Origin of the sequence: Acinetobacter sp. FDAARGOS_558 (assembly GCF_003937785.1) — a bacterium.
In the GTDB taxonomy this organism is placed as follows: Bacteria; Pseudomonadota; Gammaproteobacteria; order Pseudomonadales; family Moraxellaceae; genus Acinetobacter; species Acinetobacter baumannii.
On record NZ_RKJH01000001.1, the window covers coordinates 2,469,876 to 2,485,278 of the forward strand.

General features: G+C 42.6%; 12 protein-coding genes. 9 read left to right on the forward strand and 3 right to left on the reverse strand.

The window, feature by feature from the left end:
- Positions 1-29: 29 nt before the first annotated feature.
- Positions 30-2,120, reverse strand: a complete 2,091-nt coding sequence (locus EGT34_RS11900) for a TonB-dependent receptor (protein WP_001216151.1) — start codon at positions 2,118-2,120, stop codon at positions 30-32.
- 75 nt (positions 2,121-2,195) lie between these two features.
- On the opposite strand from EGT34_RS11900, the gene EGT34_RS11905 reads away from it, so the two are divergent.
- Positions 2,196-3,341 (forward strand): DUF1624 domain-containing protein, encoded by a 1,146-nt coding sequence (locus tag EGT34_RS11905; protein WP_000051092.1) that lies wholly within the window; start codon positions 2,196-2,198, stop codon positions 3,339-3,341.
- Between the two features lie 40 nt (positions 3,342-3,381).
- On the opposite strand, the gene EGT34_RS11910 is transcribed toward EGT34_RS11905, so the two are convergent.
- Positions 3,382-3,849 carry an Lrp/AsnC ligand binding domain-containing protein gene (locus tag EGT34_RS11910; protein ID WP_001247568.1) on the reverse strand — a complete coding sequence of 156 codons (468 nt, stop codon included), beginning with the start codon at positions 3,847-3,849 and terminating at the stop codon, positions 3,382-3,384.
- Positions 3,850-3,985: 136 nt separating this feature from the next.
- Here EGT34_RS11910 and EGT34_RS11915 point away from each other — a divergent pair, with 136 nt between their 5' ends.
- The 5 genes from EGT34_RS11915 (at position 3,986) to EGT34_RS11935 (ending at position 10,148) form a co-directional block, all read left to right on the forward strand.
- Positions 3,986-5,251, forward strand: a complete 1,266-nt coding sequence (locus EGT34_RS11915; protein ID WP_001263977.1) for a D-amino acid dehydrogenase — start codon at positions 3,986-3,988, stop codon at positions 5,249-5,251.
- Positions 5,252-5,271: 20 nt separating this feature from the next.
- A complete protein-coding gene (alr, locus tag EGT34_RS11920; protein ID WP_024437050.1) occupies positions 5,272-6,375 on the forward strand; it encodes an alanine racemase in 1,104 nt (367 codons plus the stop codon).
- Positions 6,376-6,385: 10 nt separating this feature from the next.
- Positions 6,386-6,745, forward strand: coding sequence for a RidA family protein (locus EGT34_RS11925; protein ID WP_000071347.1), 360 nt, complete (start codon positions 6,386-6,388; stop codon positions 6,743-6,745).
- Positions 6,746-6,907: 162 nt separating this feature from the next.
- Positions 6,908-8,347, forward strand: a complete 1,440-nt coding sequence (locus EGT34_RS11930) for an amino acid permease (protein WP_000205436.1) — start codon at positions 6,908-6,910, stop codon at positions 8,345-8,347.
- A gap of 370 nt (positions 8,348-8,717) precedes the next feature.
- Positions 8,718-10,148, forward strand: coding sequence for an amino acid permease (locus EGT34_RS11935; protein WP_000178999.1), 1,431 nt, complete (start codon positions 8,718-8,720; stop codon positions 10,146-10,148).
- Positions 10,149-10,205: 57 nt separating this feature from the next.
- On the opposite strand, the gene EGT34_RS11940 is transcribed toward EGT34_RS11935, so the two are convergent.
- Positions 10,206-11,087, reverse strand: a complete 882-nt coding sequence (locus EGT34_RS11940; protein WP_000861801.1) for a LysR family transcriptional regulator — start codon at positions 11,085-11,087, stop codon at positions 10,206-10,208.
- A 165-nt stretch (positions 11,088-11,252) separates the two neighbouring features.
- On the opposite strand from EGT34_RS11940, the gene EGT34_RS11945 reads away from it, so the two are divergent.
- The 3 genes from EGT34_RS11945 to EGT34_RS11955 all read left to right on the forward strand — a co-directional run bounded on the left by EGT34_RS11945 (position 11,253) and on the right by EGT34_RS11955 (position 15,403).
- Positions 11,253-12,770 carry a CoA-acylating methylmalonate-semialdehyde dehydrogenase gene (locus EGT34_RS11945; protein WP_001092389.1) on the forward strand — a complete coding sequence of 506 codons (1,518 nt, stop codon included), beginning with the start codon at positions 11,253-11,255 and terminating at the stop codon, positions 12,768-12,770.
- Positions 12,771-12,781: 11 nt separating this feature from the next.
- On the forward strand, positions 12,782-13,672 hold the full coding sequence (gene mmsB / locus EGT34_RS11950) for a 3-hydroxyisobutyrate dehydrogenase (protein ID WP_024437051.1): 891 nt from the start codon (positions 12,782-12,784) through the stop codon (positions 13,670-13,672).
- An 81-nt stretch (positions 13,673-13,753) separates the two neighbouring features.
- The gene (locus tag EGT34_RS11955; protein ID WP_002080114.1) at positions 13,754-15,403 is read left to right on the forward strand and encodes an AMP-binding protein; all 1,650 of its coding nucleotides are present in this window, start codon (positions 13,754-13,756) and stop codon (positions 15,401-15,403) included.

Sequence of the window (15,403 nt, forward strand, 5' to 3'; positions counted from 1 at the left end):
TATTCGGGCTTTTTTATTTTATAGATAAATTAAAACTTCCACTGTGCCGAAATTGAGGCGTTCAATGGTTCACCCGGTTGAACCCATAAATCGCTATAACTTGAGACATAGTAGGTCTTATCAAATAGGTTATTTACATTCAGCTGATAGCGTAAACGGTCAGATGGTGCATAGTAGCCATTTAAATTGACCAGCGTATAACTCGGTAAATTAAAACCGTTATCTAGGTTATGCCCGCTGCGCTCACCGACATAGGTAAGGTTGGCACCTACACCCGCTTTTCTTGCACCGTCTTGGAGAAACTCATAATTGGTGCTTACGGAGCCTTGGTGTTTTGGAACATTGCTCAGACGAGCGCCTTTTGCCAAGTCTTGGTCTTTTTCAATTTGAGCATCGGTATAACTATAGTTGGCATTGACGAACCAGCGGTCATTGATCTGGCTATTTAAATCAAACTCAATCCCTTTACTACTCACTTCGCCTGCTGCGGTTTGAAAGTTACTGTCGATTGGGTCTGTCGTTAGCACATTCTGTTTTTTCATTTTAAACAGAGCGAGACTCAGCACACTTTGGTCGTTTATTTTATATTTGGTGCCGACTTCATAGCTTTCGCCTTTTTCAGGAGCGAAGGTTTGTCCATTTCGGTTCATACCACTATTCATGGCAAATGAGCGGCCATAGTTTGTATAAAACGCCCATTGCTCAGAGGCTTTAAAATTTACTCCGAAACGTGGACTATTTTGGTGAAGTGTCTGGTTGTCCTCGGTCTGTTTTATATGATTTTTAAAGTCTTGTTCGACCTGATCAAAACGATTACCGAGTAACACGCTCCACTGGTCATTGAAAAAGATCTGATCTTGTACATTAAGTGCGAAATAACGCTGGCGCTCTTTGGTGTCGGTAAACGGAGTGAGATTCGGTAAATATTTGCCGTATTCAGGTTGGTAGATATCAATTGTGTTTGTTGAGCTTGTGCTGTGATTGCGACGAAGCTGGTTTTGCTTATAGTCGAGTTGACCAAGCTCGGTTGAAAGTAAAATTTCATGGCGAGCCCACGAAGTATCAATCTTGCCAAGTAACTCTGTCTGAGCCAGAACATCTTCACTTGTATAATCACGATAGCGACGTTGACGTTCTAAAGTACGTCCATCGGCTTGCATACGCCGAGGTTCGGTTGCAAAGCCGACCATTTTGGCGTCTTTATAGCTGACCGCACTATTTAGTTTCCAGTCAGGATTAAACTCGTGACTTAGACGTAATTGGTAAAAGTAATCTTTTATCTTCAGGTCGCCATCGTCAGGCTCACCTGTAAAGGTTTTCGGGTCCATCACAAACTGATGATTGACTGTGCTGACACCACGGTCAAAGGTTCCTTTGTGCTCTGTAAATTCACTGTCAAAGTCGAGTTGTGTTTGGTCTGAAATTTTCCATGTAAGCTGTGGTGAAAAGAACCAGCGTTCACTGCTAACATGATCACGAAAGCTTTGATTATCTTCGTGAGCCACTGCTAAACGATAGGCCAGTTCATCGTTAATAGGCGCGGTGTGTTCCAGACTTATGCGATATTGTTCTTGGGTATTGGCGCGTAGGTTAAGTTCACTTTCGCTTTCCCACTGTGGTTTTTTACTGTTGAGGTTCAGCAAACCTCCTGTTTCGCCGCGACCATATAGCGCCGCCATTGGTCCTTTTAAAAACTCTAAAGATTCAATATTCACTACATCTTTTGGAGCGCTAATTCCTCGGTTAACACTCAAACCGTTACGGATCATAGCCGCACCTAAATTGGGGTCGGTACTAAAGCCACGAAATGAGTAGTTATCCCAAAAACCACCACCAAAGCTATTTTGATGAAAAACCCCACTGACTAAAGTTAATGCGTCATCAATCCGTTGCACGTCTTGCTGTTCCATTATTTGTTTAGAAAGATAAGCACGGTTAAAAGGGACATCTAAAACATCGTGAGTAAATTTAGTTGCCGAGCTATTTTGGCTCACATCTTCTCGGGTACTTTCAGCCTGAACACGTATGGTCTCAAGTACCGTTGACGTTTCTTCTCCCCAAGTGAGTGTCGATATAAATGATAGACCTAACGAAGACAACAATCCTAATTTGTGTCGCATAAATAATCAGCCATAAAAAGACAAAAGGAATTAAATGTAATAGTATAACGTTACATTATTTTGTTGATTACTGCTATGTCTTTAGAAAAGAATATTGAACGTTTACAGTCGATTGATGCATTGCGTGGTTTGGTGATCATCATTATGTTGCTCGACCATGTAAGAGAAACTTTCTATTTACATAAACAGGTTACCGACCCAATGGACGTAACAGTAACAGAACTGGCTTTATTTGGCAGTCGATTATTGGCCCATATTTGTGCTCCGGTTTTTGTACTTTTAACCGGTATTTCTGCTTTTTTATTTCAATCAAAAAAACAGGACTTACAACAAACGCGTGCCTTTCTATTAAAACGTGGCTTATTTTTAATTGTGTTAGAGCTTACCCTTGTGAACTTTGCATGGACGGCAACTTTTCCGCCTGAAGTCATTTATTTACAGGTGATCTGGGCGATTGGTATTAGCATGGTGGTGCTAGCTTGTTGTGTAAGTTTGCCTTTGCCTATTCTTGCTGGTGTAGCGTTGGTGATTATTTTTGGGCATAACTTGCTAGATTCTGTGCATTTCTCACAAGGCATCCTACAGAATATATGGTTCGTTTTACATGAACGTGGCTGGCTTGAGTTTGCGGGTATCAAGCTTCGTACAAGTTACCCTGTTTTACCTTGGATTGGGGTGATTTTATTAGGCTACGTATTAGGTCAGTTCTTTAGTTCAAAATATTCAGCAAAGCAAAGAAGCCGCGCTTTACTCAGCCTTGGTTTAGTAAGTATTGGGTTGTTTGTTTTATTACGCCTTATCAATATCTATGGCGACCAGCCGTGGCAACATTTTGAGTCATTACAACTAACGTTAATGAGCTTTTTTAACCTCACCAAGTATCCGCCGTCTTTATTGTTTATTTTGCTAAATGTTGGGATTGGCTTGCTTGTGCTAGTTGCTTTTGAACGTATGCAGCAATATTCATTTCTAAAACCATTGGTCGTGTTTGGTTCGGTGCCGATGTTCTTTTATTTACTGCATTTATATGTATTGAAACTGATGTATGTGTTCGCACTCAGTGTGTGGGGAGCTAACTATGGGAATTATTTATCGGTCAATCATGTGTGGATGCTGTGGCTAATTACGATTGTGTTGTCTTTTGTACTCTATCCAGCGGTGAAATGGTTCTCGAAATTTAAACATCAAAACAAGCATATTTCGATTTTAAAATATTTCTAATTTTCAAAAGGTGAGTAAAGCGAGTTCAGTAATGCTCGCTTTACTTGCTCACATCGAGATATAGAGTTTCTTTCACTTCTTCCATGACCACATAACTGTGTGAAGATGCCGAAGCAGGAAGTTTCTTTAATAGATCTCCTAACAAGCGGCGGTATGCACTCATTTCTTTTAAACGTGCTTTTACAAGGTAGTCAAATTCACCTGAAATGAGGTGACATTCGAGTACTTCAGGAATCTCAACTAAATCTCTAGCCACCTGATCAAATACATCGCCAGATTTGGCAGATAACTTAATTTCTAAAAAGACAAGCAGGTTACGGTCTACGTAGGCTGGGTTTAGCCGTGCGTAATAACCCATGATAATGCCATCGCGCTCAAGGCGCTTTACACGCTCTGAACAGGGGGTGGTAGAGAGATTGACTCTTGATGCCAATTCACTAATCGCAATTCGTCCTTCACGCTGCAAAATATCCAGAATCATGCGATCTATACGATCTAAGGGGCGCATAGATATTTCCTCTTTTTTTAAAATTCTCGCGAGAAAAACATAAATTTACCTAGATTATAGCCTGAAAAACAGTGAAATAAACTATTGAAGCAGAAATATACTAGTGAAATAAACTGGTGTGCGTGAGGGAATGGAAATGCGCGTAATTGTACTAGGTAGCGGCGTTATTGGAGTGGCAAGTGCCTATTATCTGGCTCGACAAGGAGCCGAGGTTACTGTTCTCGATCGCCAGTCAGGTCCTGCTGAAGAAACAAGTTTTGGTAATGCAGGTCAAATTTCGCCTGGGTATTCGACCCCTTGGGCAGCACCAGGAATTCCTTTTAAAGCTGTGAAATGGATGTTCCAACACCATGCACCGCTTGCGATTAATTTAGATGGCAGTATGTGGCAATTACAGTGGATGGCGCAAATGCTGAAAAACTGTAACCCGCAAAGTTATGCTGTGAACAAAGAACGTATGATGCGTGTGGCTGAATACAGCCGTGACTGCTTACGTGAACTTAGAAAAGACACGGGTATTCACTACGAAAACCGCGCCAAAGGTACTTTGCAGCTATTCCGTAAAGAAGCACAAATGGAAGCGGTTCAACGCGACATTAGCGTGCTTGAAGAATGCGGCGTAAGCTACGAATTATTAAATGCTAATGAACTCGGTCGTGTAGAGCCTGCTTTGGCAAATGCACAAGATAAACTCGTGGGTGGTTTACACTTACCAAATGATGAAACAGGCGACTGCTATTTATTTACCAATGCTTTAGCTCAAATTGCTAAAGAGTTGGGCGTTAATTTCCAGTTTAATCAGAACGTAGAAAAATTGATTGTCGAAGGCGATCAAATTAAAGGCGTACAGGTAAATGGCAAGGTTTTAACTGCAGATCGTTATGTTCTAGCGTTTGGTAGCTATTCACGTGATTTCTTGAAACCGCTTGATCTACAGTTACCTGTATATCCTGTAAAAGGTTACTCGTTGACGATTCCTATTGTTGACCCAGCCTTTGCTCCGCAATCTACAGTGCTGGATGAAACTTACAAAATCGCGATTACTCGTTTTGATCAACGTATTCGCGTAGGTGGTATGGCTGAGCTAAGTGGCTTTAACTTAGGTCTAAACGAAGACCGCCGTGCAACCTTGCAAATGGTGACTCAAGACTTGTTCCCGGGTGGTGATATGGAACAAGCATCTTTCTGGACAGGTTTACGTCCAATGACGCCAGACAGTACTCCAATTATTGGTGCGACTCGCTTTAAAAATCTGTTCTTGAATACAGGTCATGGCACTTTAGGTTGGACCATGGCGTGCGGTTCAGGAAAATTAATCAGTGACATCGTATTGAATCATAAGACTGATATCAGTACCGATGGCCTTTCAATTCAGCGTTATTCACACGCACATGCGGCTTAACGGACGTTAGGAAAGTAATCATGCCTCGTCCTATTACCGCAGTGATCCACCGTCAAGCCTTACAAAATAACTTGGCGGTGGTACGCAAGGCTATGCCAAACAGTAAGGTCTTTGCCGTTGTCAAAGCCAATGCTTATGGACATGGAATTGAACGTGTTTATGAAGCATTTAAAGCAGCAGATGGCTTTGCCTTACTTGATCTTGATGAAGCAAAACGAATTCGTGCTCTAGGTTGGACAGGCCCGATTTTATTGCTCGAAGGAGTTTTTTCTCCTCAAGATTTATTTGATTGTGTGCAGTATCAGCTTAGTTTCACCATTCATAGTGAAGCGCAAATCGAGTGGTTAGAAAAGCATCCTTATCCGGCTCAATTTGATGTTTTTTTGAAAATGAACAGTGGTATGAACCGTCTTGGTTTTAAACCACAGCATTATGTTCAGGCTTGGGACCGTTTAAATAATTTGGCAAATGTCGCCAAGATTACCCACATGATGCATTTTTCTGATGCAGATGGTGATCGTTTTGGTCAGCAAGGTATTGATTATCAAATTACTGCCTTTGAAGAAATTGTGAAGGATTTACCGGGTGAAAGATCGGTAAGTAATAGTGCGGCAATTCTGCGTTATCAAGACCAGCTCAAATCAGATTATGTCCGTAGCGGCATCATGCTTTATGGCAGCTCGCCAGATTACCCGACCCATAGTATTGCGGATTGGGGCTTGCAGCCAACCATGAGTTTACGTAGTGAAATTATTTCCGTTCAGCATTTGGAGCCGAATGAAAGCGTAGGTTATGGCTCAAACTTTGTCGCAGAGCAACCCATGACGATTGGGATTGTGGCTTGCGGCTATGCCGATGGTTATCAACGTATTTCGCCAACAGGTACTCCGGTTTTAGTGGACTCTGTACGTACGCGTACAGTTGGCCGCGTCAGTATGGATATGTTGGCAGTCGATTTAACGGGCATTGAGAGTGCCAAAGTTGGTAGTGAAGTGGTGCTCTGGGGTCAATCAAGTACAGGCGTCGTTCTACCTATTGACGATGTTGCAGTTTCATCCAGTACGGTGGGTTATGAATTGATGTGTGCCGTCACCGCCCGTGTTCAATTTATTAATCAGGTATAAGGAAATCCGAATGTCTAATTCAGATATACAAAAGATTAACACTAACGAAGTCATGAGCGCCGTGACTGTTTTTAACAAAGTGGTTTATTTGTCAGGTCAGGTGCCTAAAAATACCGAGCAAGATGTGGCAGGCCAAACCCGTGAAATTCTTGCAACAATTGATGAACTTTTGGCGTTAGCCAATACCGATAAATCTCGTTTGCTCTCTGCGCAGCTCTATTTGAAAAATCTTTCTGACTTTTCAACCGTAAATGCAATTTGGGTTGACTGGTTAAAAGGGTGTGTTGCTCCATCGCGTGCCACAATTCAGGCCGATTTGGTCAATCCAGATTGGTTAATTGAAATTGCCGTGACGGCAGCACAAAAGTAATTCGGCTTTACTCCAAAAACGATGATGTATCTAACAGAAGGAAGATAGATACGGTTTAACCAGTCGTTTTTTGGTGAACAGATTCAGTGACCTATGGCATACGGTTCAATTTTCGCCATAGGTTGCTGATCTTAACAAAGGAATTCAAAAAGGAATTTTAATATGACAACGGCTCGTCATTCAGATACGGAAAATTCTCCCGATCATCTGCAACGAAAACTGTCTAACCGTCATTTACAACTGATTGCAATTGGCGGTGCAATTGGAACCGGCCTATTTATGGGTTCAGGTAAAACCATCTCCCTTGCAGGTCCTTCAATTCTCTTTATTTATATGATTATTGGAGGCATGTTCTTTTTCTTAATGCGTGCAATGGGTGAACTACTCCTTGCAAATCTGCATTACAAATCTTTTGTTGATATGGCTCATGACCTGATTGGTCCTTGGGCCGGTTATTATTTGGGTTGGACCTATTGGTTAGGTTGGGTGCTGGTCGGTATTGCGGACCTTTCAGCAGTCATTAACTATTTGAGCTTCTGGCTACCCGATGGTGCAAGCTTCTCACCAATACAGCAGGCCATGATTAGTGCAGGCTGTGTGTTGTTTGTGATGGGACTTAACCTCCTTACAGTACGTCTATTTGGTGAAATTGAATTCTGGTTTGCCCTTATTAAGATTCTGGCAATTATTGGCCTGATCGGTGTGGGTGGCTATATGATTTTCAGCCATTTCCAAGCTCCGCAAGGCGCTGTTGCCAGCATTAGTAATGTCTGGTCACATGGCGGTTTATTCCCGAAAGGTACAGAAGGCTTCTTGGCAGGATTCCAGATTGCCGTTTTTGCGTTTGTCGGGGTTGAGTTGGTTGGTACAACAGCTGCTGAAACGAAAGACCCGCAGAAGAACTTACCGAAAGCAATTAACGCGATTCCGGTACGTATTATTTTGTTCTATGTATTGGCGTTATTTATTGTGATGTCGGTAACACCGTGGGATCACATTCGTGCAGATAAAAGCCCGTTTGTTGAGTTATTCTTAAATGCGGGTATTCCAGTTTCTGCGATCATTATGAATTTGGTGGTGCTATCTTCGGTCATGTCTTCAATGAACAGCGGTGTGTTTTCAACCAGTCGTATGCTGTTCGGTTTATCAAAAGACGGTCAGGCACCGGGAGCATTTGGACGTTTATCAAAACGTGCAGTCCCTTCAAATGGTTTGATTTTCTCTTGTACTTTCATTATGGGCGGGGCAGTGCTTCAGTACTTTGTTCCAAACACAATGGAGGCATTTACATTAGCAAGTTCACTCTGTGTGATTCTATTCATTAGTGTCTGGAGTCTCATTATGGTGTGCTATTTACGCTATCGTAAATTACGTCCTGAATTACATGAAAAATCTACATTCAAAATGCCGGGCGGCATTTGGATGAGTTATGTTGTTTTGGCATTCATGCTTTTCACTTTGGTGATCTTGGCATTAGAGCCTGATACCTTAAAAGCGCTATATGTCAGTCCAGTATGGTTGATCATTTTAGGTGTGACTTATCATGTGCTGTATAAACCGCGCATGAAAAGACTAGGACGTGAACTCGTCAACGACCATTAAGTTTTATTAAAAAGCCAATCGAACATGATTGGCTTTTTTTATTTTCTTTAGGTTTTTTATCGGAATAATATTGTTTATTTTTGAGTCATCAGTGCAGTTTTGGAGGGGGTGGTAAAGCGACATCGAACAATATCGCATGCTACACTTCGGCTCATCTGGTGAATTGAGATTGGATAATTAAAATTGCCGTGAAGGCAGTACATAAATAATGCAATTTAAAAAAATAGGGATAAAAGATAGATCAATTAAGGAAAAAATATACTTGAACATCTTGTCCCGATGTATAGACTCAGCAACCCACGATATACGGTTCGTTTTCTCCCTATATGTTGCTGATTGAAATTAAGCAAATATAAAAAGGACTTCTAATATGACAATGGTTCATCATTCAGATGAGGCAAGTTCCCCTGATCATTTACAACGGAAATTAAGTAATCGCCATTTACAGCTTATTGCAATTGGCGGTGCAATCGGTACCGGTCTATTTATGGGCTCGGGCAAAACCATCTCCCTCGCAGGTCCTTCGATTCTCGTTATTTACATGTTAATTGGCGGTATGTTCTTTTTCCTTATGCGTGCATTAGGTGAATTACTGCTTGCTAATTTACATTACAAGTCATTTGTTGATATGGCATATGACTTAATCGGCCCATGGGCTGGCTATTATATTGGCTGGACCTATTGGCTAGGCTGGGTATTGGTCGGTATTGCCGATCTATCAGCAGTTATTAATTATTTAAGTTTCTGGTTGCCCGAGGGTGCCAGTTTCTCACCAATGCAACAGGCCATGATTAGTGCGGGCTGTGTACTATTCGTGTTAGGACTTAATTTGCTTACGGTCAAGTTATTTGGTGAAGTAGAATTCTGGTTCGCACTCATTAAGATTTTGGCAATTATTGGCTTAATTGGTGTGGGTGGCTACATGATTCTCACTCATTTCCAAGCTCCTCATGGTGACGTTGTCAGCATCAGTAATGTCTGGTCGCATGGTGGTCTGTTTCCAAAAGGTGTAAGTGGATTTTTAGCCGGATTCCAGATTGCAGTGTTTGCCTTTATTGGTGTTGAGTTGATTGGTACCACTGCGGCTGAAACGAAAGATCCGCAAACTAACTTACCAAAAGCAATTAACGCGATTCCGGTACGTATTATTCTGTTTTATGTGCTGGCACTTTTTGTCGTGATGTCAGTGACGCCTTGGAATCATATCCGTGCAGATAAAAGCCCGTTTGTTGAATTGTTCTTAAATGCAGGTATTCCGATTTCAGCAATTATCATGAACTTGGTTGTGCTGTCTTCGGTCATGTCTTCGATGAACAGTGGCGTGTTTTCAACGAGCCGTATGTTGTTTGGTTTATCAAAAGATGGTCAGGCACCGAGTGTCTTGGGACGTTTATCAAAACGTGCTGTACCGTCAAATGGCTTAATCTTCTCATGTATTTTCATTATGGGCGGAGCGGTGCTTCAGTACTTTGTTCCAAACACAATGGAAGCATTTACTTTGGCAAGTTCGCTCTGTGTGATTTTATTCATTAGCGTGTGGATTTTAATCATGGCGTGTTATTTACGTTATCGTAAAATTCGCCCAGAGTTACATGCAGCATCTACCTTCAAAATGCCGGGCGGTGTGTTGATGGCTTATGCCGTTATTGCATTCTTCTTGTTTACCTTGGTGATTTTGGCATTAGAGCCAGATACCTTAAAAGCGTTATACGTTAGCCCAGTATGGTTAGTGGTTTTAAGCGTGACCTATTATGCGTTCTATAAGCCGCGTATGAGAAAATTAGGTCAAGAAATCTTTTAATTAACCTGTCTCGATTTACCAGAAAGCCAATCATATGATTGGCTTTTTATTTATTATTTAATCAACCAGTAAATGTTGATATTTATCGGCCTGTTTACGCAAGTAATCCCAGACTAGTTTAATGCGCGGTTCATGCTGTAAATCAACGAAGGTCAGCATCCAGAAAGTATGGGTAAAACGAACTTGTTGTTCTAACACCTCTTCGAGCTCAGGCTTATCATCTGCCAAAAACTTGGGCAAAATTGCAAGACCTGCGCCTGCGCTGACCGCAATTTGTTGCGCCAAAATGCTGCTACTACGAAAGTTCGCGTTAAGCTTTAAAGGTAAGCGTTCTAGACAATACAGCTCGGGGCTATATACCAGATCATCAATATAGTTCACAAAGCGGTGCTGGGTTAAATCTTCCAGACGGCGAATTGGTGGGTTTTGCGCTAGATAGTTTTGGCTACCGTAAATTTTTAAACAGTAATCAGACAAGCGCGTAATGATATAAGGCCCTGAGGTTGGGCGTTCAATCGACACCACAATATCTGCTTCACGGTGCGAGAGCTTAATCATTTTTGGTACGGGTATCAGGTCGATGGTAAGCAGAGGATACTGTATGGAGAATTCAGCCAGTAAGCGGGCTAAAAATGCAGTTCCAAAACCCTCAGGTGTGCCAATTCGCACACGACCTTGTAAAGGTTGATGCGGTTTTTCAATTTGTAAGAAAGCTTGTTCCATTTGTTCAACTCGAGGGACAAGTGCCATCCCTTCGAGAGTTAACTCATAGCCCGTTGCTTCACGCTTAAATAGCGTGGTACCTAAAGCAAGTTCTAGTGCCTGAATCCGTCTAGCCACCGTACTGTGCTCGACACCTATAATACGTGCAGCATTGGTTAGAGTTTTAGTGCGTGCTAAAACCAGAAAAAACTGTAGATGATCCCAATCCACTTTCATTTTTGTTATTGTCCCTGTGCATATTTGCACAACAATCGTGCATGAATTTGCGTTGGTGGTCAAAGATTTCTTTGTTAGTCTCAAATAAAACCTGAATAAAGAAAATACATAGAAAAGTATTTTCTAATAACTGAACACAATAAAAATATGACCTACGGAGAGGTTATGAACACAATCCAGAAAATCGAATTGGACACCGCTAAATTACTTATTAACGGACAGTTTATCGAATCTAAAACACAAGAATGGCAAGACATTGTTAACCCTGCAACTCAGGAAGTGATTGGTCGAGTGCCTTTTGCAACGGTTGAAGAAGTCGACGCTGCTATTCAGGCTGCACAAGATGCTTTTGCTTCGTGGCGCCAGACTCCAATTCAGGCACGTATGCGCATCATGCTCAAGCTACAAGACTTGATCCGTGCCAACATGAAAGAAATCGCACAAGTATTGACGGCTGAACAAGGTAAAACCTTGGCAGATGCCGAAGGTGATATTCAACGTGGTCTAGAAGTGGTTGAACATGCCTGCTCAGTTGGTACTTTACAAATGGGCGAATATGTTGAAGGTGTAGCACGCGGTGTAGATACGTATACCTTGCAACAACCTTTGGGTGTTTGTGCGGGTATTACGCCGTTTAATTTCCCAGCCATGATCCCGCTTTGGATGTTCCCAATGGCAATCGTGTGCGGCAATACTTTTGTCTTAAAACCATCAGAACAAGATCCATTATCGACCATGATGTTGGTTGAGCTTGCGATACAAGCAGGTATTCCGGCAGGCGTGCTGAACGTTGTGCATGGCGGTAAAGAAGTGGTTGACCGTTTGTGTACCCATAAAGACATTAAAGCAATTTCATTTGTAGGATCAACAGCGGTTGGAACACATGTTTATAACCTTGCAGGGCAGCATGGCAAACGTGTGCAAGCCATGATGGGTGCAAAAAACCATGTGGTTGTGATGCCGGATGCCAATAAAGAACAAACTTTAAATGCTTTAGTAGGTGCAGCGTTTGGTGCTGCTGGGCAACGCTGTATGGCATTGTCGGTTGCAGTGATGGTTGGTGACAGTAAACAGTGGATTCAAGAGTTAGTTGAAAAAGCCAAAACTCTAAAAGTAAATGCAGGCCATGAACCAAATACTGACATTGGTCCAGTGATTTCAAAACGTGCCAAAGCGCGTGTAATTGACTTGATTAATAGCGGTGTTGAGCAAGGTGCAGAGTTACTACTCGATGGTCGCAATGTTCAAGTCCAAGGTTATGAGTCAGGTAACTTTGTGGGTGCCACGATTTTTAGTGGTGTAAATACCGACATGCGTATTTATAAAGAAGAAATCTTTGGCCCGGTACTTTCAATTATTTGTGTAGATACACTCGATGAAGCAATCGCTTTGATCAATGCCAACCCATTTGGTAACGGTGTAGGTCTATTCACACAAAGCGGTGCCATTGCACGTACTTTCCAAAACCTTATTGATATTGGTCAAGTCGGTATCAACATTCCAATTCCTGTACCTGTGCCGTTCTTTAGTTTTACGGGTTCAAGAGGCTCAAAACTAGGTGATTTGGGACCATACGGCAAACAGGCTGTGCAGTTCTATACCCAAACCAAAACGATTACCAGTCGCTGGTTTGAAGATAGCCATGAAGTTGGCGGTGTAAATACAACCATTAGTTTACGTTAAGGGGATCACGGATGAATATCGCCTTTATCGGTCTAGGTAATATGGGCGGCAGAATGGCTCAAAACCTACTAAAAGCAAGACTCAAAGTTTATGGTTACGACCTCAGTGAAGTCGCGATTCAGCACTTCGCCGAGGCAGGTGGTGTGGTTTGCGACAGCCCACAGGACGCAGCTAAACAAGCAGATGTAGTCATTACCATGTTGCCTGCCGCAAAGCATGTTAAAGAGGTTTACTTAGGCGAAAATGGTGTCTTGGAAGTGCTAAAAGCAGGTAGCTTATGCATTGATAGCAGCACCATTGACCCGCAAACCATTAAAGACATTGCTGCTGTTGCACATAGCAAAAATATTAAAATTTGTGATGCACCAGTTTCTGGTGGAACCATTGGCGCTCAAGCAGGAACCTTAACCTTCATGGTCGGTGCCGATGAGCAAACCTTTAATGAGGTGAAACCTGTGCTCAGTCACATGGGCAAAAATATTGTTCATTGTGGTGATGTGGGTGCAGGTCAAATTGCCAAAATTTGCAATAACCTGATTTTAGGAATTTCAATGGCTGCGGTGGCCGAAGGCATGGCACTCGGTGTGAAGCTAGGCATCGACCCACAAGCATTGGCAGGTGTAATTAATACTTCAAGTGGCCGTTGCTGGAGTTCGGATGTATGTAACCCATGGCCACATATTAATGAAAATGCGCCCGCATCTCGAGGCTATCAAGATGGGTTTGCGACTCAGTTAATGCTCAAAGATTTAGGACTCGCTGTAGAAGCCGCAGGCCAAGTGAAACAGCCGGTTTTGTTAGGTGGTATGGTGCAACAGCTTTATCAGCAAATGTGTATGCGTGGTAATGCTCATCTCGATTTCTCGAGCATTATTCAACAATACCTGCCACAAGAGGCATAACGGTAAAGCCAAAGGATGGCTTTAAACGAATAAATCAAACCCTGTCGTGAATAACAACAAATCCGGACTGAGGGAAAAGATATGATGGATTATCAAAATGCTGTACAGGCTTTCGATTTGGAAAGCACTGCTAAACAGATGTTGTCAGGTTCACTCGATGCACTGAACGCATGTTATGAATGTTGTGATAGACATGCAGATGGCGACAAGATCGCGCTGTACTGGCAAGGAAAAGACGGTCGCAAAGAACAATATACCTTCCGTGAACTAAAAGAATGGTCGAGTCAGTTTGCTAACTTTTTAAAATCACAAGGTGTGAAAGCGGGAGACCGTATTTCAGGCTTATTGCCAAGAACACCTGAACTGATCGTGACCATTTTGGCAGCTTGGCGAATTGGTGCGGTGTACCAACCCCTATTTACTGCCTTTGGTCCCAAAGCGATTGAGCACCGTATTCAACTTGCTCAAAGTAAGCTGGTGGTGACTGATATGGGTAACCGTAGCAAGCTCGACGAAATTGAAAAGTGCCCTGCAATTATGACAGTGGCCGACGCACAAGGTACTCCGCTTAAAGCAGGTGATTTTAATTTCTGGAATGAAGTGAAGCAGCAGTCCGATCAATGTGATCTGGTGATGCGTAGCATCCAAGATCCTTTCTTGCTTATGTTTACGTCTGGCACTACAGGACCAGCGAAACCATTGGAAGTGCCACTAAAAGCACTGATTGCTTTTGGTCGCTATATGCAAGATGCCATTGGTTTAACCGAAGAGGATTCATTCTGGAATATTGCCGATCCGGGTTGGGCGTATGGGTTGTACTATGCGATTACTGGACCGTTATTTTTAGGCCATGCCACTTTGTTCTATGAAGGCGGTTTTAGTACCGATAGCCTATGCCAAATTGTGAAAGATTATAAAGTTAACAACTTGGCAGGTGCACCAACCGCTTACCGCATGATGATGGCAGCTGATCCGGCACAAATGGCGCCGTTAAAAGGACAATTCCGTGTGGTGAGTAGTGCAGGAGAGCCGCTAAATCCGGAAGTAATTCGTTGGTTTAAACAAGTCCTTGATGCTCCAATTTATGACCACTACGGGCAAACTGAAGTAGGCATGGTGGTGTGTAATCATCATGGTTTAAAACATGAAATTCATGCTGGTTCAGCAGGTTTTCCAAGTCCGGGCTATCGTGTTGCGATTGTTAATGAACAAGGTGAAGAACTTCCGCCAGACACACCGGGAATTTTAGCAGTCGACATTAGCCAGTCTCCAATGATGTGGTTTGGTGGCTATAAAGAAAGCCGTAAATCACCTTTCGTCGGTCATTACTACTTAACAGGTGATACTGCCGAGCTACATGCCGATGGCAGTATGAGCTTTGTCGGCCGTAGCGATGATGTGATCACCACATCAGGCTATCGTATTGGACCTTTCGATGTGGAAAGCGCACTACTTGAACACGACGCTGTGATTGAAGCCGCAGTAATAGGCGTGCCTGATCCGGATCGCACCGAAGTGGTTAAGGCTTTTGTAATTTTAGCTGCGGGCGTACAGCCTTCAGATGCGCTTGCTGAAGAACTCAGCCAGTTTGTTAAAAGACGACTTTCTGCTCATGCTTACCCACGATTAGTTGAATTTGTGAGTGAATTACCTAAAACTCCAAGTGGCAAAATTCAGCGCTTTTTATTGCGTAATCAAGAAATTGCTAAACAACAAGCTAAAGCAGGGTAA

Coding starts and splice junctions, on each gene's coding strand:
- EGT34_RS11930 (WP_000205436.1), top strand. CDS start 6,908: ATGACAACGGCTCGTCATTCAGATACGGAAAATTCTCCCGATCATCTG.
- EGT34_RS11925 (WP_000071347.1), top strand. CDS start 6,386: ATGTCTAATTCAGATATACAAAAGATTAACACTAACGAAGTCATGAGC.
- mmsB (WP_024437051.1), top strand. CDS start 12,782: ATGAATATCGCCTTTATCGGTCTAGGTAATATGGGCGGCAGAATGGCT.
- EGT34_RS11910 (WP_001247568.1), bottom strand. CDS start 3,849: ATGCGCCCCTTAGATCGTATAGATCGCATGATTCTGGATATTTTGCAG.
- EGT34_RS11945 (WP_001092389.1), top strand. CDS start 11,253: ATGAACACAATCCAGAAAATCGAATTGGACACCGCTAAATTACTTATT.
- alr (WP_024437050.1), top strand. CDS start 5,272: ATGCCTCGTCCTATTACCGCAGTGATCCACCGTCAAGCCTTACAAAAT.
- EGT34_RS11955 (WP_002080114.1), top strand. CDS start 13,754: ATGATGGATTATCAAAATGCTGTACAGGCTTTCGATTTGGAAAGCACT.
- EGT34_RS11940 (WP_000861801.1), bottom strand. CDS start 11,087: ATGAAAGTGGATTGGGATCATCTACAGTTTTTTCTGGTTTTAGCACGC.
- EGT34_RS11900 (WP_001216151.1), bottom strand. CDS start 2,120: ATGCGACACAAATTAGGATTGTTGTCTTCGTTAGGTCTATCATTTATA.
- EGT34_RS11935 (WP_000178999.1), top strand. CDS start 8,718: ATGACAATGGTTCATCATTCAGATGAGGCAAGTTCCCCTGATCATTTA.
- EGT34_RS11915 (WP_001263977.1), top strand. CDS start 3,986: ATGCGCGTAATTGTACTAGGTAGCGGCGTTATTGGAGTGGCAAGTGCC.
- EGT34_RS11905 (WP_000051092.1), top strand. CDS start 2,196: ATGTCTTTAGAAAAGAATATTGAACGTTTACAGTCGATTGATGCATTG.